General features: G+C 38.4%; 25 protein-coding genes and 1 pseudogene. 18 read left to right on the plus strand and 8 right to left on the minus strand.

Annotated features, from left to right (window positions below):
* Positions 1-229: 229 nt before the first annotated feature.
* Complete coding sequence (yfkAB, locus tag V7164_RS18480; protein ID WP_335354843.1) at positions 230-1354, minus strand: radical SAM/CxCxxxxC motif protein YfkAB; 1125 nt, start codon at positions 1352-1354, stop codon at positions 230-232.
* A gap of 232 nt (positions 1355-1586) precedes the next feature.
* On the opposite strand from yfkAB, the gene nhaC reads away from it, so the two are divergent.
* Positions 1587-3017 (plus strand): Na+/H+ antiporter NhaC, encoded by a 1431-nt coding sequence (nhaC, locus tag V7164_RS18485; RefSeq protein ID WP_438824728.1) that lies wholly within the window; start codon positions 1587-1589, stop codon positions 3015-3017.
* A gap of 42 nt (positions 3018-3059) precedes the next feature.
* Here the strand turns inward: nhaC and V7164_RS18490 are convergent, their stop codons facing one another.
* Complete coding sequence (locus V7164_RS18490) at positions 3060-4319, minus strand: HTH domain-containing protein (protein ID WP_335354844.1); 1260 nt, start codon at positions 4317-4319, stop codon at positions 3060-3062.
* Positions 4320-4424: 105 nt separating this feature from the next.
* Here V7164_RS18490 and V7164_RS18495 point away from each other — a divergent pair, with 105 nt between their 5' ends.
* The 7 genes from V7164_RS18495 (at position 4425) to rlmD (ending at position 12079) form a co-directional block, all read left to right on the plus strand.
* Positions 4425-5534 carry a mandelate racemase/muconate lactonizing enzyme family protein gene (locus V7164_RS18495; RefSeq protein WP_335354845.1) on the plus strand — a complete coding sequence of 370 codons (1110 nt, stop codon included), beginning with the start codon at positions 4425-4427 and terminating at the stop codon, positions 5532-5534.
* Between the two features lie 13 nt (positions 5535-5547).
* Positions 5548-6255, plus strand: a complete 708-nt coding sequence (locus V7164_RS18500; RefSeq protein WP_335354846.1) for a GNAT family N-acetyltransferase — start codon at positions 5548-5550, stop codon at positions 6253-6255.
* 506 nt (positions 6256-6761) lie between these two features.
* Entirely contained in the window at positions 6762-6944 is a 183-nt protein-coding gene (locus V7164_RS18505; RefSeq protein WP_335347086.1) for an SE1561 family protein, read from the plus strand.
* A gap of 173 nt (positions 6945-7117) precedes the next feature.
* Positions 7118-8665, plus strand: coding sequence for a fumarate hydratase (locus V7164_RS18510; RefSeq protein ID WP_335347085.1), 1548 nt, complete (start codon positions 7118-7120; stop codon positions 8663-8665).
* 124 nt (positions 8666-8789) lie between these two features.
* The gene (gene pdaA / locus V7164_RS18515; protein ID WP_335347084.1) at positions 8790-9587 is read left to right on the plus strand and encodes a delta-lactam-biosynthetic de-N-acetylase; all 798 of its coding nucleotides are present in this window, start codon (positions 8790-8792) and stop codon (positions 9585-9587) included.
* 193 nt (positions 9588-9780) lie between these two features.
* Positions 9781-10674, plus strand: coding sequence for a DNA-3-methyladenine glycosylase family protein (locus V7164_RS18520; protein ID WP_335354856.1), 894 nt, complete (start codon positions 9781-9783; stop codon positions 10672-10674).
* 19 nt (positions 10675-10693) lie between these two features.
* Positions 10694-12079 carry a 23S rRNA (uracil(1939)-C(5))-methyltransferase RlmD gene (gene rlmD / locus V7164_RS18525; RefSeq protein WP_335354847.1) on the plus strand — a complete coding sequence of 462 codons (1386 nt, stop codon included), beginning with the start codon at positions 10694-10696 and terminating at the stop codon, positions 12077-12079.
* Between the two features lie 308 nt (positions 12080-12387).
* Here rlmD and V7164_RS18530 read toward each other — a convergent pair.
* From V7164_RS18530 to V7164_RS18540, 3 genes and pseudogenes are all read right to left on the minus strand, one after another.
* Positions 12388-12521 (minus strand): annotated as a pseudogene (locus tag V7164_RS18530) (zinc-binding dehydrogenase); the annotation flags it as partial.
* A 27-nt stretch (positions 12522-12548) separates the two neighbouring features.
* Complete coding sequence (locus V7164_RS18535) at positions 12549-12863, minus strand: DMT family transporter (RefSeq protein ID WP_335345958.1); 315 nt, start codon at positions 12861-12863, stop codon at positions 12549-12551.
* Positions 12860-13195, minus strand: a complete 336-nt coding sequence (locus V7164_RS18540) for a DMT family transporter (RefSeq protein WP_335354848.1) — start codon at positions 13193-13195, stop codon at positions 12860-12862. The genes V7164_RS18535 and V7164_RS18540 overlap by 4 nt, the downstream gene beginning before the upstream one ends.
* A gap of 100 nt (positions 13196-13295) precedes the next feature.
* Between V7164_RS18540 and V7164_RS18545 the strand changes: the two genes are divergently transcribed.
* A complete protein-coding gene (locus tag V7164_RS18545) occupies positions 13296-13868 on the plus strand; it encodes a TetR/AcrR family transcriptional regulator (protein ID WP_335354849.1) in 573 nt (190 codons plus the stop codon).
* A gap of 180 nt (positions 13869-14048) precedes the next feature.
* Here the strand turns inward: V7164_RS18545 and V7164_RS18550 are convergent, their stop codons facing one another.
* Positions 14049-14924 carry an SDR family oxidoreductase gene (locus V7164_RS18550; protein ID WP_335354850.1) on the minus strand — a complete coding sequence of 292 codons (876 nt, stop codon included), beginning with the start codon at positions 14922-14924 and terminating at the stop codon, positions 14049-14051.
* A 139-nt stretch (positions 14925-15063) separates the two neighbouring features.
* Positions 15064-16512, minus strand: a complete 1449-nt coding sequence (locus V7164_RS18555) for a PLP-dependent aminotransferase family protein (protein ID WP_335354851.1) — start codon at positions 16510-16512, stop codon at positions 15064-15066.
* 138 nt (positions 16513-16650) lie between these two features.
* Here V7164_RS18555 and V7164_RS18560 point away from each other — a divergent pair, with 138 nt between their 5' ends.
* Complete coding sequence (locus tag V7164_RS18560; protein ID WP_335354852.1) at positions 16651-17262, plus strand: LysE/ArgO family amino acid transporter; 612 nt, start codon at positions 16651-16653, stop codon at positions 17260-17262.
* 110 nt (positions 17263-17372) lie between these two features.
* On the opposite strand, the gene V7164_RS18565 is transcribed toward V7164_RS18560, so the two are convergent.
* Positions 17373-18611 (minus strand): MFS transporter, encoded by a 1239-nt coding sequence (locus tag V7164_RS18565; RefSeq protein WP_335345963.1) that lies wholly within the window; start codon positions 18609-18611, stop codon positions 17373-17375.
* Between the two features lie 132 nt (positions 18612-18743).
* On the opposite strand from V7164_RS18565, the gene V7164_RS18570 reads away from it, so the two are divergent.
* The 8 genes from V7164_RS18570 to phoU form a co-directional block, all read left to right on the plus strand.
* On the plus strand, positions 18744-19658 hold the full coding sequence (locus tag V7164_RS18570) for a LysR family transcriptional regulator (RefSeq protein WP_335354853.1): 915 nt from the start codon (positions 18744-18746) through the stop codon (positions 19656-19658).
* A gap of 274 nt (positions 19659-19932) precedes the next feature.
* Positions 19933-20499: a DUF4256 domain-containing protein gene (locus tag V7164_RS18575; protein WP_335345965.1), complete on the plus strand. Its 567-nt coding sequence runs from the start codon at positions 19933-19935 to the stop codon at positions 20497-20499.
* A 466-nt stretch (positions 20500-20965) separates the two neighbouring features.
* Positions 20966-22036, plus strand: a complete 1071-nt coding sequence (locus V7164_RS18580) for an LLM class flavin-dependent oxidoreductase (protein ID WP_335345966.1) — start codon at positions 20966-20968, stop codon at positions 22034-22036.
* 369 nt (positions 22037-22405) lie between these two features.
* Complete coding sequence (locus V7164_RS18585; protein WP_335345967.1) at positions 22406-23248, plus strand: phosphate ABC transporter substrate-binding protein; 843 nt, start codon at positions 22406-22408, stop codon at positions 23246-23248.
* 38 nt (positions 23249-23286) lie between these two features.
* Positions 23287-24195: a phosphate ABC transporter permease subunit PstC gene (pstC, locus tag V7164_RS18590; RefSeq protein WP_335345968.1), complete on the plus strand. Its 909-nt coding sequence runs from the start codon at positions 23287-23289 to the stop codon at positions 24193-24195.
* 1 nt (position 24196) lies between these two features.
* Positions 24197-25021 carry a phosphate ABC transporter permease PstA gene (gene pstA / locus V7164_RS18595; protein WP_335345969.1) on the plus strand — a complete coding sequence of 275 codons (825 nt, stop codon included), beginning with the start codon at positions 24197-24199 and terminating at the stop codon, positions 25019-25021.
* A gap of 217 nt (positions 25022-25238) precedes the next feature.
* Positions 25239-26078, plus strand: a complete 840-nt coding sequence (pstB, locus tag V7164_RS18600) for a phosphate ABC transporter ATP-binding protein PstB (RefSeq protein WP_438824110.1) — start codon at positions 25239-25241, stop codon at positions 26076-26078.
* A 13-nt stretch (positions 26079-26091) separates the two neighbouring features.
* A partial coding sequence (gene phoU, locus V7164_RS18605) for a phosphate signaling complex protein PhoU (protein WP_335354854.1) occupies positions 26092-26721 on the plus strand: 630 nt, incomplete at its 3' end.

Below are 26721 nucleotides of genomic sequence, written 5' to 3' on the forward strand. Positions count from 1 at the left end.
CCTTCGATACAGAAAACCAAGGTCTAAGGTCGTTAAGAAGGGTCCACAACTCCCTTTGATACGGAAAACTATGGTCGAAGGTCGTTAAGAGGGTGTCATAACGCCTTTCGATTCGGAAACCTCTGGTCGAAGGTCCTTAAAAGAGGTTCATAACGTCCTTCGATACAGAAACCCATAGTCGAATGGCGATATGAGCCCTTCAAGCCCCACATTGCCGACCTGATCCCTACTAAAGCCGAGACAACTTACTAGTCAAATTCATAAAATTAATACCCTTGTAGTAACTATTTTTCACCAGTACATTAGGTCCTAGGCAGCGTACTTCAGGACAGTGGCAATTTAATGATCGGGCTAAATCGGTATCAAGCCATTTGTCGAAAATGTCCGTGAGTTGATCAGATTGGACATTCCCCAGCGCCGGAGTATCACCAAAATCCGTCACAATGACATCTCCCGTAAAAATATTAATGTTCAAACGGGAACGGCCATCTGGATCATTTCGAACTGTAACATTTTTCGCAGCATATAAGCGTGTCAACAACTCCAAATCCTTTTCATTGCCACTGCAAGCGTAAAAAGGCAAGGTGCCAAACAACATCCAAGTATTTTCATCTCGAATATCCAATAAATGATGAATTGCGGAACGAATCTCATCTAATGACAGCGTTTCTAAATTGGATGCAAAATCAGATGGATACATTGGATGAATTTCATGGCGCTGGCATTTCATTTCCTCCACAATTTGCTTGTGGATTTTCTCGAGGTAAGGCAGGGTCCGCTTGTTTAACATCGTTTCGGCTGAAACCATAACACCAGCTTTAACTAATTCCTGACTATTTTCAATCATGCGTATAAAAAGCTTCTGTCTTTGCTCATACGTTGGCTTCCGTTCCATCATGGCAAAGCCGCCTTCAATAAATTCTTCCTCCGTACCCCAATTGTGAGAAATATGTAGTACATTTAAGTAAGGGATGATTTCCTCGTATCTAGCTAATTCCAGCGTTAAATTCGAGTTGATTTGCGTTTTGACCCCACGATTATGTGCGTATCGAAGTAAGGGGACTACATATTCCTCCACGGATTTCCTCGACAGCATAGGTTCTCCGCCTGTAATACTTAGTGCCCTCAAATGTGGCACCTCTTCAAGCCTCCTAAGTAATAAATCAACGGACAGTCCCTTAGGATCCTTTGGCTGTAGAGTATATCCAACTGCACAATGCTCACAGCGCATATTGCATAAAACTGTTGTTGTAAATTCAATATTGGAAAGAGTAAGCTTTCCAAACTCATCCATATCCTGATAGGCTTCCCATTGATCGTTTGCAGGTTTTACCTGCAGCATATTTTTAATCATTTTGCTCTCCTTTAAAATAAAATCCATTATCATCTAAAATAAAATGCTCTTATGTCAAAGATAAGCTTACAACTTATAAGAAATGCCTAAAAGAGTAGATTCGTTTTTTTATAAAAATAAATTGACGGAATGCCTAGGACAGTTTATTATATACCATATTAACGACTATTTAACGACAATTAAAAATAGTCGAAAAATTGGTTTTGTTTGGAAAAACGATAAAAAAGGGGAAATGAACGTGCAAAAAAGGGAGATGACGTTTGGTCTTGCCATTATTCCGCTATTGGTAATGATTGTGGTCATGGCAATAGCGGTAGTTGTATTAGAACAAGGGCCGCATATTCCGCTTATTGTGGGAACCTCAACTGCTGCTATTGTAGCATGGCGTGTAGGATTCAAATGGGATGAAATTGAAGAGATGATGTATAAGGGGATACGTCTAGCTCTTCCTGCAGTCATTATTATTATGCTAGTAGGTTTAACGATTGGTGCTTGGATAGGCGGCGGAATCGTTGCGACTATGATTTATTATGGGTTAAAAATTATTACACCATCTCTATTTCTTGTAGCTATCTGTGTTATTTGCTGTATCGTTTCATTGGCAATTGGAAGCTCCTGGTCCACAATGGGTACGATTGGGGTTGCGGGAATGGGAATTGGCTTAAGTATGGGAATTCCTGCTCCGATGATTGCGGGTGCAATCATTTCTGGCGCTTATTTCGGAGATAAAATGTCACCGCTTTCAGACACGACTAACTTAGCGGCAGGTTTAACTGACACGGATTTATTTGTCCATATTAAACATATGCTTTACACAACGATCCCAGGGATCACGATTGCTTTAATCGTTTATGCTATTATGGGAAGAAAATTTGCGGCTGGAGCCATGGATGCACAAAGCATTGATCAAACGATTCAGGTTCTTCAGGACAGTTTTGTTATTTCTCCATTCCTATTAATAGTTCCTGTTCTCGTTATTGTTCTCGTTGCTAAAAAAGTTCCAGCCATACCGGCTCTTATTATTGGTATCTTGCTAGGTTTCCTAGCTCAGATTTTTGTACAAGGCGGAAATGTTGCCGATGCGGTCGCTGCTTTACAAAGCGGATTCCTCATTGACACTGGCAATGAAATGGTTGACAATCTCTTTAACCGAGGCGGTTTAGATGAAATGATGTATACTGTTTCAATGACAATTGTGGCGATGACATTTGGAGGAATTTTAGAAAATACAGGTATGCTTCAAGCGATTGTGAACCAATTATTAAAGCTTGCAAAATCTGCAAAGAGCTTAGTAGCTTCAACAGTTGTATCATGTTTTGCAACAAATGTTTCTTGTTCAGAGCAGTATATTTCAATCGTTATCCCATCTCGCATGTTTGCAAAAGCTTATCGTGATAAAGGCTTGCATTCTAAAAACTTATCCCGTGCACTGGAGGATGGGGGAACGCTAACCTCTGTGTTTGTTCCATGGAATACTTGCGGTGTATTCATCCTTGCAACACTTGGTGTTCATACATTTGAATATGCTCCATACGCAATCTTAAACTTTGTTGTTCCTATTCTCTCAATCATCTTTGCATATACTGGTTTCTCTATTGTAAAGCTAACTGATAAGGAAAAGCTTGAGCTGCAGAAAAAAGATGAACTAGTAATGAAGGCGTAACATAAAAAAGGAAGGTTCCTTAACAGAACTTTCCTTTTTTCCTTAAAAATAAATCGGGATATTCAGTTTATATAGAGCTCGCGGACGGCCCTGCTGATAGGTCATCTCCTCACCGACAATCTGAATGTACCCATGGTCAGTTAGCTTTTTTATCATTCTTTCAGCTGTACGCCTAGTGACTTGAAGAAAATCTGCCAGATCAGCTGAAGTAAACTGATGAATGTCCTTGGAAAACTTAATGATTTTTGAGAGGTTGGCAGGGCTTAATTTTGCTTTTTGTGCGATAAGGTATAAATCAGGGTGATCATTTACGAGTTTTTGCTGTTTATGCAATTGTGGGAAAGGGCCAAGAAGATCCTTTTTTTCTGTTAAAATAAAACAACAGTTGCTATTCTCATTTTTCTCGGCAAAACCTAAAGCAATTAGGGCATTTTTTTCAGCTTCCTTCATGGTCGCACCATAGCCAAAGCCAATGGCATTACCATCCGTTTTAGAAAATAATTGATTGAGGTCTTCATGTCTCATCGACTCTATGTCTCCTCTAGTGCTGTACAAGACAAACTGAGAATCATTTAATTGCTGAACAGTTGCATAAATCTCGTGTGCAAATGTATCAAGATTTTTCCGTTGTTGTTCATTTAGTGAATCAACGGATATATAGCCGACAGCCACTTGTGAAGCTTGGCTTTTCACATACTCAGCCTTTGCCTTCGCATCCTGTAGACCGCGAATCAAGGCAGTCTTTGGATCAGCCATCCGAATGGCAGGAACGCCTTGAAGGATTAATTGGTTATAAACAACATGTACACTTGTAATCGCTAAATCAATTTCCCCTTGCTTCCACAATAAGTGATGAAAGGAAACAAGCTGTTCAAAGTCATACGGTTCTTGCAGTAAAATATCCTCATAATCTCTAACATGCAAGGGGCTTGTCTTAATATCAACTGCATCCAGGACGTTGGAAACAATGGAAGCATCAAATAAATCAATTGAAATTCGATCCAATGAAATCTTCTTATGGTATAATGCAGCAAGCAGCGTTGAGGCGACCGTCATTTCATCCTGTGCTAAATAGAGGATAGGGATCGGCAATTGTTCATGATACTTTTGGGAAAATAAATAGGGCAATGTACCGGATAGGAAGACAACGTCACATGGCTTAATTTGTTTAATTAAGTACTCAGCTTCCTGTGGCTGTTTATAAATATACCCCTCTAATTCAATATTTGGGACTTGTTCCGAAACAGATTGAATCTGTTCGAAAAATTCAGCTGAACCTATGACAGCGATTTTTGTTTGCATGTTTCACCTCTTGAAGGGGGATTTTATTTTTTATAATTAACGACTGTTTAACGACAACTATAACAAATTATTTGAAAATTTTAAACGAAAAAGGAGAAAAATTTTATGAAAATAACCGCTATCCATCTTTATGCTATTCATTTACCGCTGCATGTACCCTTTGTTGTCAGCTATCACACTTACAATGATATGCCTTCTGTTATTGTTAAAATTGAAACAGACGAAGGAATTGTTGGATACGGGGAAGGTGTAGCAGATGAGCACGTGACTGGGGAATCGTTAGAGGGTGTTTACACCATTATTAAAAATACACTTGCACCTGTTCTTATTGGCCAAAACCCAATGGAAATCGAAAAAATTCACGACATAATGAATAAATCGATATACGGAGCTCCAACGGCTAAAGCAGCTATTGATATTGCTTGCTTTGATATTATGGGCAAAAAAATACAGCAGCCGGTTTATCAGCTGATTGGCGGACGTTATCATGATGAGTTCCCAATTACACATGTGTTAAGCATTGCCGAACCTGAACATATGGCAAGTGAAGCTACTTCCATGCTTGAGCAAGGCTATCGTTCTTTTAAAATGAAGGTGGGCACAGATGTCAGGAAGGATGTTGAGCGTATTCAAGCTGTCCGTGAGAAGGTTGGGGATGATATCGCCATTCGAGTCGATGTGAACCAAGGCTGGAGAAATAGTGCCAACACTCTTGTCGCATTAAATCAATTGCGCGATTGCCATTTAGATTGGGTAGAACAGCCGGTTGTGGCTGATGATATAGATGGGATGGTTGAAATAAACGCGAAAACAACAGTTCCTCTCATGATTGATGAAGGCTTAAAGGGACAGCGAGAAATGCTCGAGATCATCCAAAAGCGTGCAGCCCACAAAGTCAATATTAAATTGATGAAGTGCGGCGGCATTTATCCCGCGGTCAAACTTGCACACCAGGCAGAGTTAGCTGGAATTGAGTGCCAGATTGGATCTATGGTTGAATCATCTGTCGGCTCTGCTGCAGGCTTCCATGTTGCTTTTTCTAAAAAAGTCATCACAAGTGTTGAGCTTACAGGGCCATTAAAATTTTCAAAGGATATCGGCAATCTTCATTACGATGTTCCATTTATCCGCTTAACTGAGAAACCGGGGTTAGGTGTAGATATAAATGAAGAAGTATTGAATGAATTAACCGTCTTACAGGATGTTGTTCGCTAGGAGTGGTGTTTAGGTGATGCATATATATGAAGGAACGTTAATTAAGGAAGGCCAAAAGATCCCCTTTGTTGTCCAGCCTTTAACGATGGCGGATGTAGCAAGGATTTTGGAAGTTCAGGATCAAGTCATTTCACATCTAAATGGAAAAAATACACTTCAGCCACTGACCGAGGAAGAGTTTCAATATATTTTAGAGGGCAATGGATTGATGATTGGGGCATTTGTTGATGGAAAGCTAATTGCTTTTCGTGCTTTATTAGTGCCCGTTATGGATGAAGAGCACTTAGGGCTAGATATCGGCCTTGGTGAATCTGAACTGTCAAAAGTTATTTATCAGGAAATCTCAAATGTCCTACCTGATTATCGCGGAAATCAGTTGCAGAAGACGTTGGCTGGGCTGATTATGAAGGAATTATCTAAGAATGATCATGGCTATCGATATGTTTGCTGTACCGTGGCTCCATTCAATATTCCTAGCTTAAAGGATAAATTCTCACAAGGCATGCGGATAGCTGCGCTGAAGGAGAAATATGGCGGCAGCCTACGTTATATTTTTGTGATGGATTTGGAGGAGAGCGCGGAGCCTAATTGGAGCGAGAGCATGTTTATTCCAATGGGGGATACGGAAGCGCAACAAAAAAAGCTTTCTGAAGGCTGGAGAGGAATTCGGATGGAAGTGAGGAATGGGGAGCTTTCGGTGGAGTATTGTCGGGTTAAATGAGGGTGGGGGTGTTATATACGCCCATAGTGAAGGAAAATGGTGTAGAAGGTAGCTAAGAAGGGTTTATTACTCCCTTCGTAAAGAAAAAATGCAGTGGAAGGTAGTTAAGAGGACTATATAACGCCCTTCATGAAGAAAAAATGCAGTGGAAGGTAGTTAAGAAGGTTTTATAACTCCCTTCATGAAGAAAAAATGCAGTGGAAGGTAGTTAAGAGGACTATATAACACCCTTCGTGAAGAAAAAATGCAGTGGAAGGTAGTTAAGAGGACTATATAACGCCCTTCGTGATGAAAAAATGCCGACGAATATAGTTAAGAAGGGTTTATTACTTCCTTCGTAAAGAAAAATGTAGCTCGAAGATAGTTAAGGATGAACGTCTTCACGTATCCAAAGGAAAATCGTCATAATTTTATTTAACCAAACAATTGATCATAATATAAATATTCAATTTGCGAAAAGAGGAGTTTTTCGGTAGTATGTTATCGTTACGAAAGGAGAGAACATTTTGGGTAGTCCGATACAAGATAAAAACAACCAAGTGGTATTTTTAAAACAGCGGTTAAATATGTTTCTTGACGTTCTGGATGCTATTGAGCCAGAAGAAGCAGATATTGATGATATCGACCGTCTGATAGAAATCATTGACGACATTGAATCGAAATGCCGCGAATTCAATAATCGTGATTAAAAAAGAGCCTTAGTGGCTCTTTTTATTTTGGAATCCAGTTAGTATGGTCACCTTTTCCTCAATCAGAATGAGTGCTTTATCTTTAATTACCTCCATTTTAGGAGTATAATATAGACGGCAATTATAATTATTTGAAAAAATAGATATACTCGCAAAGGGGAAGGGGAACGAGGATGAATATCGAAAAGTTTCAAGAGAGTATGTATCAGCTAATTGTTGAAACATCAACAAGGCTTCCAAAAGACGTACGTCGTGCAATTCAGGCTGCGAAGGAAAATGAAAGTGCTGGAACTAGATCAGCTATGAGTTTAGCGACTATCACGAATAATATTAAAATGGCTGATGATAATGTTTCACCAATCTGTCAGGATACAGGTCTTCCAACCTTCAAAATTAAGACGCCTGTTGGTGCAAACCAGCTTGAAATGAAAGAAGCAATTAGAAATGCGATTGTACAAGCTACGAAGGATGGAAAGCTTCGTCCGAATTCAGTTGACTCGCTAACAGGGGATAATAGCGGGGACAATCTTGGATTAGGTGTTCCAGTTATTAAATTTGATCAATGGGAAAATGATTATATCGATGCCCGCCTTATTTTAAAAGGGGGCGGCTGTGAAAATAAAAATATTCAATACAGCTTGCCTTGTGAGCTTGAAGGACTTGGTCGTGCAGGCCGTGATCTCGATGGCATTCGTAAATGTATCATGCATTCGGTTTACCAAGCACAAGGACAAGGGTGTAGCGCTGGCTTTATCGGCGTTGGTATTGGCGGAGATCGTTCTTCAGGATATGATCTTGCTAAGGAACAGTTATTCCGTTCAAACGATGATGTAAATCCAAATGAAGATCTTCGCAAAGTTGAAGAATATGTCATGGAGAATGCCAACAAGCTTGGAATCGGTACAATGGGCTTTGGCGGAGAGACAACCCTATTAGGCTGTAAAATTGGTGTGATGAACCGTATTCCTGCCAGCTTCTTTGTTTCTGTAGCCTATAACTGCTGGGCATTCCGCCGTTTAGGTGTTGCTGTAAATGCTGAAACTGGTGAAATCAACGAATGGATGTATCAAGAAGGCGAAAACATCGATTTCGCTGCAACTGAGGCTGAAAAAGAAACAGCGGCAGCTGCCGAGACAAAAGCTGAAGTGATTACTTTACAAGCTCCTATTACAGAAGAACAAATTCGCAACTTAAAAGTTGGAGATGTCGTTCAAATTAACGGCAGAATGTACACTGGCCGTGACGCGATCCATCACCACTTAATGTCACATGACGCACCAGTTGATTTAAATGGCCAAGTTATTTACCACTGTGGTCCTGTTATGCTGAAAGATGCTGAAGGAAAGTGGCATGTGAAGGCAGCGGGTCCAACAACAAGTATTCGTGAGGAGCCATACCAAGGCGATATCATGAAGAAATTTGGCATCCGCGCGGTGATCGGAAAAGGCGGAATGGGTCCGAAAACTTTGGCAGCTCTTCAAGAACATGGCGGTGTGTACTTAAACGCAATCGGCGGTGCGGCTCAATATTATGCGGATTGTATTAAGGATGTTGAAGGCGTTGATTTGATGGAATTTGGTATTCCTGAAGCAATGTGGCATTTAAAAGTTGAAGGATTTACTGCTGTAGTCACAATGGATTCACACGGAAACAGTTTGCATGCGGATGTTGATAAATCATCTTTAGAGAAGTTGGCTCAATTTAAAGAGCGCGTATTTTAATATTGTTTGGCTCTAGTCATTGAAATGGCTAGGGCTTTTTTTATGGAGTTTATTGGCATGGTTTGGCGCGAATGTTTTGCCTGCCTGCACAAACAATAAGAAAAAATAAAAGAGGAGTGCAGAGATGAAATCACTTAGACATTTGCTCATATTAAGTGCCATTTTCTTGTTTTTTTCATCAACAGCCTATGCCAATTACGCCAACTCTCCTATTCATTGGGGATTTAAAAAGGGCTCAAATGAGCAGCCAGCCGATGCAGGTAAAGGTTTAGATGATATGCTAGAACGGCTGGGTGCCTACTACAAAGGAGATACAACGAAAAAAGAAATTTATTTAACCTTTGATAATGGCTATGAAAATGGCTATACAGAAAAAGTTTTAAACGTATTGAAAAAGGAAAAGGTGCCAGCAGCATTTTTCATTACGGGGCATTATTTAAAAACTGCACCTGATCTAGTCAAACGAATGGCCAACGAAGGTCATATTATCGGCAACCATTCCTGGCATCATCCTGATATGACAACTATTAGTGACGAGAAAATTGCTAAGGAATTGGAAATGGTACGGGAGGGGACGGAACAACTAACAGGAATAAAAACGATGGCATATTTGCGCCCACCCCGCGGCATTTTTAGCGAACGAACGATTAAAGTGGCTAAACAGCATGGCTATACTCACATCTTCTGGTCCTTAGCTTTTAAAGATTGGGTGGTCGATCAGCAAAAAGGCTGGCAATATTCCTACGACAACATCATGAAACAAATTCATCCAGGGGCCATTCTGCTGCTTCACACCGTATCTAAAGACAATGCCGATGCACTGGAAAAAGCGATACAAGATTTGAAAAAGCGGGGCTACACGTTTAAAAGCTTGGATGATTTGATGATGAGTATAGGCATGGAGGAGAGAATGCTATATTGAAGAATTTTTGGGTAGTGGCCGATATATTATATTGGTAGAACTAACCGATATAATCAAAAAGTGACCGATATATTGGTGGAACTGACCGATAAACATCAGCATTGGCTGATATATTTATTAATTAGACCCAATAATGGGTCTTTTTATGTTTCCAAGATACAGCTTTAGTCAAAGCATAAGAAAAAATGCTATAATGACGGAAAAATGGTTAAAGGACGGATCATTCTTGGAAACAATACAAATAAAAGGCCCTTACAATTTTGATCTTGTACTGGACAGGCTTTCCATCGACCCGCTTAATCAAGTGGATATAGTCAATCGATCGGTAAAAGTGCCACTGCTGATTGAAGATGAACCGATTGTGGCAATAGTAAAAGCAAATGGAACAACTTTAGCCCCCGAATTCTTGATTGATGGGACAGAGGGCAAATATAAGGAAAAAGCCGATAAAAGATTAGCGGAAATTTTTCAATGGCTTACTCCACTTGAAATGATTGGCCAACATTTCAAGAATACGGACCTTAAAGAGATCTTTGAACAACACTATGGCACACCCATTGTTCTCGATTTTTCACCGTATAACTGTCTATTAAAATGCATTATCCACCAGCAGCTGAATATGTCCTTTGCCCATACTTTAACAGAGCGGTTTGTCAAAACTTTCGGATTTGAAAAAGAGGGCGTTTGGTTCTACCCCCTGCCGGAAAAAGTCGCCGAGCTTACCGTAGAAGATCTTCGTGAGCTCCAGTTCAGCGGACGCAAAGCGGAATATGTGATTGGCATTGCTAAAGAAGTAATAGAAGGAAACCTCAACTTTGATGAACTAAAATCACAATCAGATGAGGACATTTTTAAACAATTAATTAAATTGCGCGGAGTTGGACCATGGACGGTTCAAAATTTCCTCATGTTTGGTCTAGGCCGTCCAAATCTTTTTCCAACGGCAGACATAGGCATTCAAAATGCCTTGAAAAAATTATATCAATTAGAAGCGAAACCAGCTGTAGAGCAAATGGAGAATTATTCAAAAGGCTGGGAACCTTACTTAAGCTATGCTTCCCTTTATTTATGGAGAAGCATCGAATAATCTGGAGTGATCGAGCATCATGAAACAAGAACAAACAGCAAAACTCAAACTAAATCAAACTTTTCCACTGACAATTAAACGGCTCGGAATAAATGGTGAGGGCGTAGGCTATTTTAAAAAGCAGGTTGTCTTTGTGCCTGGAGCATTGCCTGGGGAAGAGGTTGTTGTTGAAGCAACGAAGGTAAACCCAAAATTCGCAGAGGCAAAAATAAAGAAAATCCGTAAAAAGTCAGAGCATCGTGTCCAGCCGCCATGCCCGATTTATGAACAGTGTGGGGGCTGCCAGCTTCAGCATTTGCAATATAGCCAGCAGCTGAAAGAAAAACGTGATATTGTCATTCAGGCGCTGGAAAGACATACGAAGTTGAACCCAAATCAAATTGATATTAAAGATACGATCGGAATGGACGACCCATGGAATTACAGAAATAAGAGCCAATTCCAAGTTGGACTAAAAGACGGAAAAGTGCTGGCTGGTCTATATGGAATGAATTCCCACCGTCTTATCAATATTGACCAATGTGCAGTTCAGCATCCGCAAACAAGCAATGCAACTGTAACCGTAAAAAGGATACTGCAAGATCTGAAAATACCGATATATAATGAAAAAACAAGAAAAGGTCTAATTAGAACAATCGTTACAAGAGTCGGCATTCAAACAGGCGAGCTGCAAATCGTCTTAATTACAGCAAAAAAAGAACTTCCGAAAAAAGATCTCATTATCCAAGAGATTAAAAAGCGACTGCCAGCAGTGAAGTCCATCATCCAAAACATTAATGGACAAAAAACATCCTTAATTTTTGGTGAAGAAACAGTCAATCTTGAAGGAAATGACTTTATCCAAGAAACGCTTGGCGATCTATCCTTCGAACTGTCAGCACGGACATTTTTCCAGCTAAACCCTGAACAAACGGTCAAGCTTTATAATGAAGTGAAAAATGCGGCAGGATTAACAGGGAAAGAAAAAGTAGTGGATGCCTATTGCGGAGTCGGAACGATTGGCTTATGGGTAGCGGAGCAAGCGGCTGAGATTCGCGGAATGGACATCATCCCAGAATCCATCGAAGATGCTAAGAAAAACGCTACTCGTCATGGGATTAAGCATGCTAAATATGTCACTGGAAAAGCTGAAGTCCTGCTGCCGAAATGGGTAAAAGAGGGATGGAAGCCAGATGTTATCATTGTGGATCCTCCACGGACAGGGCTTGATGAACAGCTTTTAAAAACGATTTTGAAAGTGAAGCCAAAGAAGGTTGTGTATGTATCATGTAATCCATCGACTTTGGCGAAGGATATTGATGTATTGAGTTCTAGTTACAAGGTTGATATGATTCAGCCGGTGGATATGTTTCCTCAAACGGCGCATGTGGAAAATGTGGCAGTGTTGGAGCTGAAAAATAAATAAGGTGACTAAAGAAGTCTAGAGATAGGCTTCTTTTTTATGGATAAATAACAATAATGCTTGTTATAATTTGAGTGGTTCCTGAAGAGGAATGATAAAGAGTATTCGACAATTGTCAGGTACCAAATAGTATAACCACGAATCGTATTCCTCTTTAGCGGAATCAAAATTTCTAGTACTATTCCCTAATGGTTTTTATTTAAAAAAAGCAGACGGTAATTCGAGAATCTTATACAGATTCTATTGAACATCTGCTTTTAAATGAATTTAAAGTAAAGTTGTTGAAGCGTTTATTCAAAGATGCATTAATATTACCAACTATTTTTCAAAACAATTTTTCCTATCGCCTTACCTGACTCCATATACTCATGGGCTTTTGAGACCTCATCAAACGTAAAATATTTGAATCCAAAAGCGGACGCAGCTTCCCTTCCTCAACCAAACTAGCAACCTTCTTCAAAAATTTCTTTGATTAAGATACTAATCTTAGACCGATTACTGCCACTACTACCAATGCAATAAAGAAAATACGCAATTTATCTTTGGACTCACCATAGTACAACATTCCTATGATCGCACTACCTACAGTTCCAATTCCTGTCCAAACTGCATAAGCGACACCTAAAGGAACGGTCTTCATCGCAAGATTAAGAAAGGTAAAACTAAAAATAAAACCAATCAATATAATTAGGAATCCTTTTAGTTTCTGACCTTTCCCCATAATCTGCATACCAGTAACACCAACAATTTCAAGAATACCTGCGATAATTAAGAATAACCAACTCATCCTTCTTGACTCCTTTCTGCATCCTGCTTACCGGTGACAAGTTTTAACCCAAGCACTCCCACAAGCAGTAAGACAAGAAAGAAGAGCATACCCAAATTAAAAGGTGCATGAAAGATAATGATATCAACTAACACTGTTCCAACTGTACCCAATGCTACAAAAACGGCGTATACTGTACTTGTAGGTAAAGTTGTAGCAGCTCGGACAAGCAGTATAAAACTAACAACAACTCCTATAATAGTAAAAGTCCATTCTAAAGGCGAGTTGGCATGTTTTAATCCTGTGGCCCAACCAACTTCAAAGATGCCTGCAATGATGACTAAAATCCACATATTTGTTCAAACACCTTCTTTGTTTTATAATTAACTAACGGTAGTTAGTATAACGTTGATTTTGTTTATTTTCAACTGTTTTTTTGAAAGGATGAAGGAATTGAATACGAAAGACCAAATTATTGAAGCAGCTAAGCGTTTGTTTGCTCAGCACGGCTATGAAGGCACAACGTTATCGCAAATCGCAAAAGAAGTAGGGATTCAAAAACCCTCGATATACAACCACTTTAAAAGTAAAAATGATTTGTACTTATACGTAGCAGACATGGTTATGGACGCTTTACTTATGAGAATGCAGGATACATATGAGAGACATAGAAATGAGGATTTAGAAACAAGGCTTTATTTATTATTTAAAAATAGCTGTGATTTTATTCTAAATAAACAAGAAGGTATGATGTATGTACGCTTTTTACTATTTCCACCTGTAGAATTAAAAGAAGAAGTTAAAGCAATTGTAGAAAAAGGAGATAATGAAATAGACGAGATTGTAAACAAATTATATACTCAAGGAATAGAAGAAGGACAATTAAGAGATATACCTGAACAAACGTTCCAATCAGCTTTTTATTTCTTGTTAGATGGATTATTTACGGAGAGCTTTATTTATGATGATTTTCTAAATCGCTTTGAAAAAGCTTGGACTGTATTTTGGTATGGAGTATCCAAATAAAGTGTGCGAAAACAAAAGATGAGAATTAAAGGACAAAGATTGAAAAAAGACAGCTGCCGTTTAATAAGCTGTCTTTTTCAATCTTTGTTTTGCTTGCGTCAAAGACGCAATGCACTTATTCAATCTTCAAGGACACCATGAACTTCGTATGGTGCCCGTTTTCTCCCTATTTGAAAAAATTTATCCGTTTACGATCGTGCCGCCGTTCACATGAATAATCTGCCCGCTTACATAGGATGAATCGTCACTTGCCAAATATACATAGGTTGGTGCTAGTTCGTATGGCTGTCCTGCACGTCCAAGCGGTGTGTCGGTTCCAAATTGAGCTACCTTATCGACAGAGAATGTAGATGGGATTAGTGGGGTCCAAATGGGTCCCGGCGCTACACCGTTTACACGAATTCCTTTTCCTGAAAGTGACATCGCAAGAGATCTAGTAAAGGTAACGATTGCCCCTTTCGTTGCTGAGTAATCAATCAGCTGTTCATGTCCGGCATAGGCTGTTATGGAAGTGGTATTAATAATGGAACTGCCTTTTTGTAAATACGGCAGAACCATTTTTGTTAAATAAAAATAAGAAAAAATATTAGTCCGAAAGGTTCTTTCCAGTTGGGAAGAAGAAATATTCAGGAGACTATCCTGAGGGTGCTGCTCTGCAGCGTTGTTTACTAATACATCTATTTTCCCAAAATGGTCAATCGTTTTATTGGCAATCTCCCTGCAAAAGGACTCATTTCCGATATCTCCTGGAAGTAATAAACATTCTTGCCCTTCCGCCTCTATTAATTGCTTTGTTTCGTCTGCATCTTCATGCTCTTCTAGGTAGTTGATCGCAATATTTGCCCCTTCTTTAGCAAAATAGATGGCTGCTGCTTTTCCAATTCCGCTGTCACCACCTGAAATGAAAGCTATTTTTCCTTTTAATTTCCCTGATCCCTTATAATTGGGATCAATCGAGGTTGGTTTTGGATCCATTCGACTTTCTAATCCAGGCTGCTTGTTTTGATGCTGTGGGGGAAAAGCGTTTCGCTTTGGCTGATTTTGTTTGTTTGGCATGTTGAACGAACCTCCAACTAGTATTTACTATCCTAGTATGGAGTAAACTAGCACGGATTATTTGTCAGGTGTAATAGTGCCCTTATTGGGTAGTGAATCGTTTGCCTTGGCGTGCGCAATAGGGGACAGATGTATTAATTTAGATTAGTCTTCTTACTATCATTGATAAGCGGCGTAGACCATCCTCTAAATTTGAAAGAGATGCAAAGGAATAGGAAATACGTAGATATTGGTCAGCCTGAATATCATAAATATTTCCCGGATTTAGTAATATGCCTTCTGCAAGTGCCGTTTCAAATAGTTTTCTTATTGAAATGGGCGGTATTAATCGTATCCAAACATAAAACCCTCCCTTTGGTTTTTCCCATGTTGCCAAATTAGAAAAATACTTATTTAAAATATTTAAGGTAAAATCTCTTCGTATTTTCAGTTGTTTTCTAATTTCATTCAGATGTTGATCATAAAGTCCACTGGAAAACCATTCTACAGCAGCCCATTGTGACAAGGAACTTGAACCATAATCAGTTTGCATTTTAATATCTGCTAAGTGCTCAATAACCGGCTCTGGACCAACTACCCAGCCAATTCTAAAGCCGGGGCTTAAAGTTTTAGATAAACTTCCCAAATATAGAACAAGTCCATTTTTGTCGAATGCCTTAACAGGATTTGGAGGTCTCTCTTCGAACCATAATTCCCGGTAAACATCATCTTCGATTAAAGGTAATTGTTCTTGTTGACATTTGTTTAACAATTGATTACGCCTTTCAACAGTCATTAAAGTTCCAGTTGGATTTTGAAATGAAGGAATTGTATAAAGTAAAGCAGCTTTATTCAGCTTTTTATATTGTGGAATATCATTCACCTTAATCCCTTCTTTATCCAATGGAATGCCAACTAAACGCATACCCGCTGACTCAAAGACATGAAGTGAATGAAGATATGATGGTTTTTCCGTTAATACAGTAGAGCCTTTATGTAATAAACCAACACTAATAAGTTGCAAGGCTTGCAGGGCACCTGAAACAATTAAAATGGAAGAAGGGGAAGCCTCAATACCAATCGTTTTTAAATAGTTACTTATTTCCTCCCTTAATGGCAATAGCCCTTTTGGCTCTTCATAACCATAAGAAAGTTCTTTCATAGACAGCTTTTCAAAAATTTGTTTCATTGACCTGCCAGCCAAAAGATCAGGTGATAATTCGCCGGTTCCTAAACGGATGATGTTAGGAATAAATTCAGCTTGATTAATTTCTTGAATGGTTGGAAGGTTAGGTTTGTGAATGCCCGACTTAACATATGAACTCCAATCAGGAGGGGATGCTGTAGCCAATAGATTCCATGTATTATTAATCACCTTCGTACCGCTGCCACTTTTTCCTTCGATAAGTCCTTCTGCAGTTAATTCATCAAAGGCAGTAACTATTGTACTCCGATTTACTTCCAAAGCCTTTGCTAACGTGCGTTGGGGTGGAAGCTTATATCCTATTGTCCATTCACCATTCGATATTTTTTCTTTCATAAAATCAGCAATTTGCTTATGCAATGGTATAGGTGAGGACTTATTGGGCTTCCAATTAACTGAAAACATAAACGGTTCTCCTTTTTAATCATTCTTTATACCATTATATTACTTGGTTGGTATAGAATCCATCCAATTGGTTGGAGACAATGTGAAAGATACTAACTAAAATAAGACTAGTTAATAAAAAGAAAAGGAGAACTTTGGATGTTAGAGCCATTTATTCATGGAAGTATTCTTGCACTAGGACTTATTTTGCCTCTTGGTGTTCAAAATGTTTTTGTTTTTAATCAAGGGGCACTTCAACCAAGTTTTATTAGAGCCTTACCCGTTGTCATTACAGCCTCTTTTTGTGATGCTTTTTTGATTACCGTATCTGTGTTAGGCGTTTCATTACTTATCTTAAGTTCATTTTGGATTAAAACGATTCTTTTAGGGGCAGGTTTGATCTTTTTAATTTATATGGGATGGACAACATGGAATAGGAAACCTAGTAATGAAAGAGAAGATATCGCGAAGAAATTTCCATTAAAAAAACAAGTATTGTTTGCAGCATCCGTTTCCTTGCTGAACCCACATGCAATCATGGACACGGTAGGTGTAATTGGTTCAAGCTCGTTAAGATACGAGGGAGATGAAAAAATAGTTTTTGCTGTTTCGTGTATTTTGGTTTCTTGCGTTTGGTTTTTAGGGCTTGCATTAGCTGGACGAATCACTGGAAAACTCGATAAATCAGGAAGTTTTATGTTGACATTAAATAAAGTATCAGCCTTAGTCATATGGGGGGCTGCCGTTTACCTTGGATTATCTTTATTTTAGGATCTTGGAAATACAAGGATAGAAATGATAAGCAGGGGCTATCCCATAAGTCAGTGTTGACAATGGTAAAGCCCCAGATTGTTATGGTTCTACTACTACGCCTATAGTCCTTACTGTTGTTTTTTAATAATAATGACAAATAAGCTTGCAAATAAACAGAAAACTCCAGCCATAAAAAACGCCCAAGTGTAAGTATTGAAATATTTATAGACTATACCTCCACCATAAGCAGCTGCTGCAGCACCTGCTTGGTGAGAGGCATAAATCCAACCATAAATAATAGCGCTCTTCTGAAGTCCAAAGATTTGTCTTGTAATATTAATTGTGGGTGGTACAGTAGCCACCCAATCTAAACCATAAAACACAGTAAAAACAATAATCCAAGTAAGATCACCCTTCATTAATGCAAAAGGTAGGAATACGAGAGAACCCCCTCTAAGCAGATAATACCAAAACAAGAGCCAGCGATTATCGATACGATCTGACAGCCAGCCGGATAGAGTTGTTCCCACGATGTTAAAAACGCCCATAAATGAAAGTAATGAAGCAGCAGTAACTAGCGGAATTCCAAAGCTAATGCAGTAAGAAATAAAATGTGTCCCAATCAATCCACTCGTTGAAAGTCCACACATAAAGAAACTACCTGCTAATAACCAAAATTCTTTTGCCTTCACAGCATCGAAAAATCCTTTGAAAGCAATGACTATCGGATTTCCATTTTGAATTTCATGCATTTCCTCCATATCTTCACTTTGACCATATGGAAGAACCCCGATGTCTTTCGGTGAGTTTTTCATAAATAAAAAGATGATGATGAACATAATGATGCTAAGAGCAATGATTAACCCCATAGCCCATCGCCACGAGTAACTTTCGATAACCATTGCTAAGACAGGAAGTAATATTAATTGGCCCATAGCCGTACTTGCCGTTAATATTCCGGTTGCAAGTCCCCTTTTTTCTTTAAACCAATGATTTGCCACATATGGACTTAATACCGTTAAGAAAAGACTTGATCCAAGTCCAATAATAATTCCCCAAATAATAATCAAGTGCCAAGATTGATTCATTAAGTAAGTTAATAGGAGTCCAATCAGCAAGGTTCCCATAGAGGCTAGCATCATTTTCTTTAGTCCTATTTTTTCTAGTAAGGCTGCCATAAACGGGCCTGATACTCCATAGAAAAACAGACTAATACCAAAAGCAAGGGAAATCACGGAACGATCCCAGCCAAATTCACTTTCAAAAGGAGTTAAGAAAACCCCTGATGATGCCATAACAATTCCAGCTACAATGATGGAAAAAAATGTTACGGTCAGAATAAACCAGCTAAAGTGAATACGTTTCAAAACGAAACCGCCTCTCTATCTATGATTCTTAATTTTAGCTAGTAATTAATCATGTGTAAAATTGAAGTTTATGAAGTGAATCATTGATTTTTCTGATACTATTGAAATAAGAGAATATTAAGGGCGGGTGATGTGTTGGAAATACGCCATTTTGTTACGTTTAATAAGGTCATTGAAACAGGTAGTTTCACACAAGCGGCAGAACATTTAGGTTATACTCAATCCACAGTGACCTCTCATATTCAAACGCTTGAAGAGCATTTAGGCGCACCTCTGTTTGATCGGATGGGGAGGAAGGTTAGATTGACTGAAATTGGTAAGAAACTGTTACCTTATACACAGGAAATTTTAGATACTTATGGAAAAATTGAAAGCATTACTAGTGAGGGGAAGGAAATTAGAGGGACGTTAAAGATTGCGGCTCCTGAGTCACTAACTGTTTACCGCTTAGAACCAATATTAAGAGAATATCGAAAGAAATTTCCTCATGTAAGCATCCGTTTAAGTAACGCCACTTGCGGAGATAACAAGAAAGCCATCGTTGATGGTAGTGCTGATGTTGCGTTTGTCATGTTGCCACAGTTTAAGGATTCAGATTTAGTCATCCATCGGTTAATGAACGAGCCGATTGTTCTCATTGGAAGTCCTGATTGTTCACTGAGTAGTTTACCTAAAAGCTATGAAAATCAGAAGCTTAGCGAGTGTTTCATTACTAACGAGAAAGAAGCCAGTTATCGAAGAATATTTGAAGAGTTTCTACGGGATAGAGGGATTGTACCTTCCAACATCATGGAATTTTGGAGTATTGAGGCGATAAAGCGTTCTGTCATGAGTGGGCTTGGCATTTCTTATTTACCTTTAATGACTGTACAGGATGAAATCAAGGAAGGAAAATTAAAAATGATTCCTTGCGAGGCTGATTTAAAACAAATATACTCCCAAGTCGTTTATCACAAAAACAAATGGGTTTCCCCTGCATTATCAAGTTTTATAGATATTACTTTGAAACATGCAAAAAACTGGTCTTGTGTGGAGACTGTTTGTTGATGAGATTGTGATGGTTTTAATTTAAAAGCTATGATATTTAACAATTGGGCACTTGAGTTGAATAAGCAATAGTTGAAGATGAAAAAGAAAAATAGGCTAGATAATTAAACCCTCCAGCACCTGTGAGTTGCCACATGCACTTTACACATTGTGAGGCACAAAAATAAGTAGTAAAATCAAAGATAATTGGCGATAATTAACTGAAAAGAAAGTGCTGAGGGACGAAGCAATTTAAATAAGTAGTTCTATACATATGATACGAGGAGGTTTTAGTATGGTAAATGAAAATAGGAAGTTATCACCCGAACAACGTGAAGAAATACTTGGAATATTGAAAGACCGTTTTGATACAAACATGAACCGCCATGAAGGTCTTGAATGGGCAAAAGTCCAGGCAAAGCTGGAAGCTAGTACTGAAAAAATGTGGTCGCTCAATGAAATGGAAGCAACTGGTGGTGAGCCGGATGTTGTTGGTTATGACAAAAAAACGAACGAATACATTTTTTATGATTGTTCAGCTGAAAGTCCTAAAGGTCGCAGAAGTGTTTGTTACGATCATGAAGCGCTGGAGTCACGGAAAAAACATCCACCAGAAAATAGCGCTATTGGTATGGCGACTGCGATGGGCGTTGAGCTTTTAACGGAAGAACAATACCGGGAACTGCAAATACTTGGTAATTTTGATATGAAAACATCGAGCTGGGTGCAAACACCTGCGAATATTAGAAAACTTGGCGGGGCTATCTTTTGTGATCGTCGTTACGACACTGTCTTTATGTACCACAATGGAGCGGATTCCTACTATGCTGCAAGGGGTTTCCGTGGCTCACTAAGGGTTTAAATTTTAGAGAAAAACAATGCCAGATGAAGAGGTGCGGGTGGCATAGACCCCAAGAAGGGATAAATTTTTCCATAAGGTTATATCATAAATCTTTTATGTTATTTTTTATAAGATTTATGTGATATCCATGTAGAAGCGATCACTGGACTGATATAAAATTGTAACTCCTAAATAATTTTTGCTAGTTAAAAGTAAATTCCTGTTAAACCGACCCTGATTTCGTTTAAAATACTTTTGCGATTTCAGGGTCTTTTTTCTACCTTTTTCATAAAAAAACCTCTCTATTATCAAAAAACAGTTATTAAATTTCAGTTACTTGACAGTATTTAATTATATAAATATACTTACTTACATAAAGTAACTTAAGAGGCTGTTACCAATTTAAAACAGATTGGTGCGAATGTATGAGAAGAAATCAATCATCCTTTTGAAAACCGCATCAATTTATAATATAGGAGGTATCCGATTGGCTGCTAAAGAAAGTGCCGGTATTGAAATTGGTATATACACACTTGCGGATATAGGTCCGAACCCCCTTAATGGGAAGACGATAACGATTAAGGAAAGAGTAAAAGAAATCATTCAAGCCGCAAAGCTTGCTGATGAGGCGGGACTAGATGTATTTGGGGTAGGAGAACATCATCGTCTGGATTACGCTTCTTCTTCTCCTGCTGTTCTATTAGCTGCTATTGCACAAGTAACAAATCATATTAGATTAACAAGTACAACAAGTGTTTTAAGTACGCTTGATCCTGTTCGTCTATTTGAAGATTTTGCTACATTAGATTTACTTTCCGATGGCCGAGCTGAAATACTGGCTGGCAGAGGAGCATTTATAGAATCATTTCCTCTTTTCGGTTATAGTACAAACGATTATGATGAGTTGTTTGAAGAACATATGGACCTTCTATTACAACTGACCAAAAATGAGACTGTCACATGGTCAGGGAAGTTCCGTTCTTCTTTAAGGAATGCTGAAATTGCCCCAAGACCGGTACAAGAAAAATTACCAATTTGGATTGGAGTTGGGGGTACACCTGAGAGTGCCGTTCGTGCTGGAAGGTTTGGAGTGGGAATGGCTTTAGCAATCTTAGGTGGTCATCCAAGACGTTTTAAGCCACTTGTCGATCTTTATCGTCAAGCTGGAATAGACGCTGGACATGCACCAGAAACATTAAAGGTTGGTGTAACGGGCCATGCCTATATTGCTAAGACAACTCAGCAAGCAAAGGATGAGTTTTATCCTTATTACTCGAATTACTGGGGATATGTGAACCGTCAGCGTGGAATGGGGACAAGGATGTCAAGAGATGATTTTGAACATATGGGTAGTCCGGATACTGCTTTGTTCGTGGGGAGTCCACAGCAAGTCATCGAAAAGATCCTGAAACAATACGAACTCTTTGGGCACCAACGTTTCCTTGCACAGTTAGATATAGGTGGCCAACCCTTTAAGAATGTTGCAAAAGGGATTGAATTGTTAGCAACGGAAATTGCTCCAATCGTTCGAAGAGAAACACGTCTTCAAAGCCGGTGAAGCAGAATAAATTAATAATTAAATAATAAAACAAAGTACCATTAGTGTTCAGCCTAATGGTACTTTGTTTTTTTTTGAAAATGATAAAAGTCAATTTGACAAGAGAATCATAATAAATATTTATTGGTTCTTGATAAGACATGCTTTACTAAAACAATTTGAGCGATTGTGAAATAATCTTGAGTTGATCAATCTCCAATATCCAAAATTTACTTCCCTTTACCAAAAATTCACACAAAATACATTGTTTTTAATAAAATTTACAAAACCTTTACAAAGTTAGTGTGAAAAATTTACACTACAAATTTACTCTACTATTAGACAATATACGACAAAATCACGCTAACATTATTATGTCGGAGGTAATAAATGCTTATTTTAAAAAAACTAAGATTGGGATTATCGTTGCTAACATTACTAGCTATATTAACAGCATGTACAAGTAATAGTGATACTGATTCAAAAGCATCAAATGGCAGTCATTCTACAGTAGCTATTTCAGGATCTACATCTGTTGGTCCGCTTGCTGAAAAATTAGCCGCGAAATATAACGAGAAAGATCATACGAAAATTGAAATAAATCAAATTGGTTCATCTGCTGGTATTACAAACGCCATCAATGGTGTATCGGAAATTGGTATGTCTTCTCGGGATCTAAAAGAAGAAGAGAAAGCCCAAGGATTGAATGAAGTCGTTATTGCTTATGACGGAATTGTAGTAGTGACTCATCCAAGCAATAAAGTAAAAAATTTATCGTTGGAACAAGTAAAACAGATTTTTACTGGTGAAGTTACGAACTGGAAAGAACTAGGCGGGGATGACATGGAAATAGTCGTTGTCTCTCGTGAGGATGGTTCAGGTTCCCGCGATGCGTTCCAGGAAATTGTTAACTATAGCTCTGGTGAATTAATTAGAAACTCCATTATCGCAAGTGGTAACGGAAATATCAAAACGACAGTTGCAAACAATAGACATGCAGTTGGCTTTATTTCTTTTGAATATATTGATGACTCCATTTCAACAATCGACATTAATGGGGTAGAAGCTACTGCAGAAAATGTTCTTCAACAAAAATACAGTTTGTCACGACCTTTCTTGTTTGTATACAAAGATGGGAAGCTAACAGAAGCTGGCCAACAATTTATTGATTTCATCTTAAGTGAAGATGGTCAACTTATTGCAGCAGAAGCAGGGGCAATCCCTGTAAAGTAATAACATAATTTTTAAAAGTAATCTTGGAGGAATACTGAGTGTCTATCCTAACAAAACACAATGCAGAAATCGGTAAGGCAAATAAAAGGAAGTATATGTTAGAGAAGGTATCTGCGAGAGTGTTCTTGACTTGTGCACTTCTTTCAGTCATCACTTTATTGTTAATCATTGGATTTGTTTTTTATAAAGGCTCACATCCATTTGTAGCTGGGGGCTATAGCTTTTTGGAGTTTATTTTAGGGTCGGATTGGGTACCAAGTGAAGAGAAATTCGGTATATTTCCAATGATTGTTGCATCCATTTTTGCAACCATTGGGGCATTAATTATCGGAGTTCCTATAGGGTTATTTACAGCGATTTTCTTAGCTGAAATAGCCTCAAAAAAAGTAGCCAAAATCATTTCACCTGCGATTCAGCTGTTAGCAGGTATCCCGTCTGTTTTGTACGGTGTTTTTGGACTTGCGATCATCGTTCCATTTTTGCAAAATTCTTTAGGCTTAGTAAAAGGACAAAGCTTATTAGCAGTTATTCTTGTACTAGCAATCATGATGCTGCCAACCATTGTGACAGTGGCAGAAACAGCGATTCGTGCTGTGCCAAACACATACCGCGAAGGGTCACTAGCTCTTGGCGTGTCACATATTGGAACCATTTTCAAAGTAATTGTACCAGCAGCTAAATCAGGGATTATGACGGCAATTGTATTAGGTTTAGGTCGAGCAATCGGAGAAACGATGGCTGTTATATTAGTGGCTGGCAATAGTTTAATCGTACCAACTAGCCTAACTGATAGTGTTCGTCCACTAACGACAAATATTGCGCTAGAAATGGGCTATGCAGCTGGCACTCATCAAGAAATGCTGTTTGCAACAGGAATTGTTTTATTCTCCTTTATATTAATTTTGAATTTTGTATTAGCGAAAATTAGTTCGAAGGGCGGTAAATAAGGTGAGAGTATTGAAAGATAATTTGCTGCGTGGATTTTTATGGCTTTCAGCTCTGCTTTCTCTTGCAGTCCTCCTCATGATTGTTGGATATATCTTTTATAAAGGGATGAATTTGATAAGCTTCGATTTCATCTTTGGAGATTATTCCCCAACTGGAGGCGGCGGCATTTGGCCAATGGTTGTTACAACGATTTACACAGTCGTTATTTCCTTAATCATAGCCACTCCAATCGGGATATTAGCAGCCGTTTATTTACAAGAATATGCGAAACAGGGACGGTTAGTTCGAATCATACGCTTTGCAACAGAAAGTTTAACAGGTATTCCCTCGATTATTTATGGTTTGTTTGGAGCAGTATTCTTTGTAACGACATTAAAATTAGGAATGTCCATTATTGCCGCTTCATTAACATTAACGATAATTGTATTACCTGTTATTATACGAACAACAGAAGAGTCCTTAAAAACAGTTCCCGGGTCGTATCGTGAAGGTTCATTAGCTCTTGGAACAACAAAGTTACAAACATTATATAAAGTGATCTTGCCTAGTGCGATGCCAGGAATATTATCTGGTATCATTCTCTCGGTTGGACGAATTGTTGGTGAATCAGCTGCCATCTTTTTAACTGCTGGAACAGTAGCTGCCATGCCAGAAAGTATTCTTTCATCAGCTAGAACTTTAACAGTACATTCCTATTTAGTAACACAAGAGTCTGGGGACATTGAACTGGCTGCTGCAGTTGGCATTGTTCTAATCGTCATTATTTTGGCTATCAATCTTTCAGCAACATTTATATCGAAAAAATTAAACAAAGCAGACCAATAAAGTGAAACTCAATCAGTGGAGTTTTCCGATGCACAGGATGTACTAGTGCAGATGTTGCGACAGGAAGGGTACTTAGTCTGCCTTCATCCACCACTGATTGTTAGTTGAACTAATCGGGCATTTACGGATTGTTAGATCCACTACTTAGAATATTCGTTTCCCTCATCCTTTTGAAATGGGGGTCTTACAGTCCGTTAATCTGCGATAAATAAGGAGTATGTTTATGAGCACATCAGTAATGGAACGTAGCGAGAGAGCGATTAAACAAAATCAAACAGAAAAGGTAATTTCACAAATAGAGGAAGGTCCAACGAAGATTAGTGTGACGGATTTAAATTTATTTTATGGTGATAAACAAGCCCTGTTTGGAGTATCTCTAGATATTCGTGAAAAAGAGGTAACTGCTTTAATTGGTCCATCAGGCTGTGGAAAATCGACTTTTTTACGAACGTTAAATCGAATGAATGATTTAATTGACAGTGTGAAAATTAACGGTGATATTGAAATCGATCATGAAAATATTTATAAATCGAATGATGTCATCAAATTACGTACAAAAGTCGGAATGGTCTTTCAAAAACCAAATTTATTCCCAATGAGTATTTATGACAATGTTGCCTATGGTCCAAGAATGCAAGGTATTAAAAATAAAAAAGAATTAAATAATATTGTGGAAGAGAGCTTGCGCGGAGCAGCGATTTGGGACGAAGTAAAAGACCGTCTTAAAACATCCGCACTAGGTCTGTCCGGCGGTCAGCAGCAACGTGTTTGTATTGCACGTGCAATTGCGATGAAGCCTGAAGTGATTTTAATGGATGAACCTACTTCAGCCCTAGATCCAATCTCGACGTTAAAAGTAGAAGAATTAATTTCGAATATGAAGAAAGATTATACGATTGTCATCGTTACTCATAACATGCAACAAGCTGCGCGAATCTCTGATAAAACAGCGTTTTTCTTAAATGGAGAAATAGTTGAATACGATGAAACTGATAAGATTTTTTCTACACCAAAAGATCAGAGAACTGAAGATTATGTAACAGGTCGATTTGGATAATAGGGGGTAACAAATGGTTATTCGTGAGAACTTTGAGAAGAGTTTAGTGGAAATAAAGGGTAAAATCACCGAAATGGGAGAACTCTCTATTGTTGCCTTAGAAAAATCTTTTGATGCCTTAAAAACACAGGATGTAGAGATCGCTTTAAAAGTGATCGATGAAGATGCAAATATTAATGATCTAGAAATGGAAATTAATCAGTTTGTTATCTGGCTCATGGCAAAAGAACAGCCTGTTGCAAGAGATTTACGCGTCATCATAGGTGTACTCAAAATCTCATCTGAAATCGAACGTATTGCGGATTTTGCTGTAAACCTGGCTAAAGCAACCATCATGATTGGAAAACCAAATTCTTTACTGTCTATGACCGATCTAGAGCAGATGAAAGAAGTATCTATTCAGATGTTACAAAAAGCACTGCAATCTTTTATGGAAGAAAACATTGCTCTCGCTAAAGAGGTTAGTAACTTAGAGAATGAAGTTGATAAATATTATGCTGAAACATATAAAAAACTTACTAATTATCTTAGTGAACATCCAGAAGAAACTAATCAGCTTGTACAATTATTACTTGTCAATCGCTATCTTGAAAGAACAGCAGACCATATAACAAATATCGCTGAAAGCTCAGCATATTTGAAT

Origin of the sequence: Bacillus sp. JJ1474, from assembly GCF_036965225.1 — a bacterium.
Classification (GTDB): Bacteria; Bacillota; Bacilli; order Bacillales; family Cytobacillaceae; genus Cytobacillus.

Bases quoted from the DNA above. Each gene is read 5' to 3' on its own strand.
- yfkAB (WP_335354843.1), bottom strand. From the start codon at position 1,354: ATGATTAAAAATATGCTGCAGGTAAAACCTGCAAACGATCAATGGGAA.
- nhaC (WP_438824728.1), top strand. From the start codon at position 1,587: ATGAACGTGCAAAAAAGGGAGATGACGTTTGGTCTTGCCATTATTCCG.
- V7164_RS18490 (WP_335354844.1), bottom strand. From the start codon at position 4,319: ATGCAAACAAAAATCGCTGTCATAGGTTCAGCTGAATTTTTCGAACAG.
- V7164_RS18495 (WP_335354845.1), top strand. From the start codon at position 4,425: ATGAAAATAACCGCTATCCATCTTTATGCTATTCATTTACCGCTGCAT.
- V7164_RS18510 (WP_335347085.1), top strand. From the start codon at position 7,118: ATGAATATCGAAAAGTTTCAAGAGAGTATGTATCAGCTAATTGTTGAA.
- pdaA (WP_335347084.1), top strand. From the start codon at position 8,790: ATGAAATCACTTAGACATTTGCTCATATTAAGTGCCATTTTCTTGTTT.
- V7164_RS18520 (WP_335354856.1), top strand. From the start codon at position 9,781: ATGACGGAAAAATGGTTAAAGGACGGATCATTCTTGGAAACAATACAA.
- rlmD (WP_335354847.1), top strand. From the start codon at position 10,694: ATGAAACAAGAACAAACAGCAAAACTCAAACTAAATCAAACTTTTCCA.
- V7164_RS18535 (WP_335345958.1), bottom strand. From the start codon at position 12,863: ATGAGTTGGTTATTCTTAATTATCGCAGGTATTCTTGAAATTGTTGGT.
- V7164_RS18540 (WP_335354848.1), bottom strand. From the start codon at position 13,195: ATGTGGATTTTAGTCATCATTGCAGGCATCTTTGAAGTTGGTTGGGCC.
- V7164_RS18550 (WP_335354850.1), bottom strand. From the start codon at position 14,924: ATGCCAAACAAACAAAATCAGCCAAAGCGAAACGCTTTTCCCCCACAG.
- V7164_RS18555 (WP_335354851.1), bottom strand. From the start codon at position 16,512: ATGTTTTCAGTTAATTGGAAGCCCAATAAGTCCTCACCTATACCATTG.
- V7164_RS18560 (WP_335354852.1), top strand. From the start codon at position 16,651: ATGTTAGAGCCATTTATTCATGGAAGTATTCTTGCACTAGGACTTATT.
- V7164_RS18575 (WP_335345965.1), top strand. From the start codon at position 19,933: ATGGTAAATGAAAATAGGAAGTTATCACCCGAACAACGTGAAGAAATA.
- V7164_RS18585 (WP_335345967.1), top strand. From the start codon at position 22,406: ATGCTTATTTTAAAAAAACTAAGATTGGGATTATCGTTGCTAACATTA.
- pstB (WP_438824110.1), top strand. From the start codon at position 25,239: ATGTTTATGAGCACATCAGTAATGGAACGTAGCGAGAGAGCGATTAAA.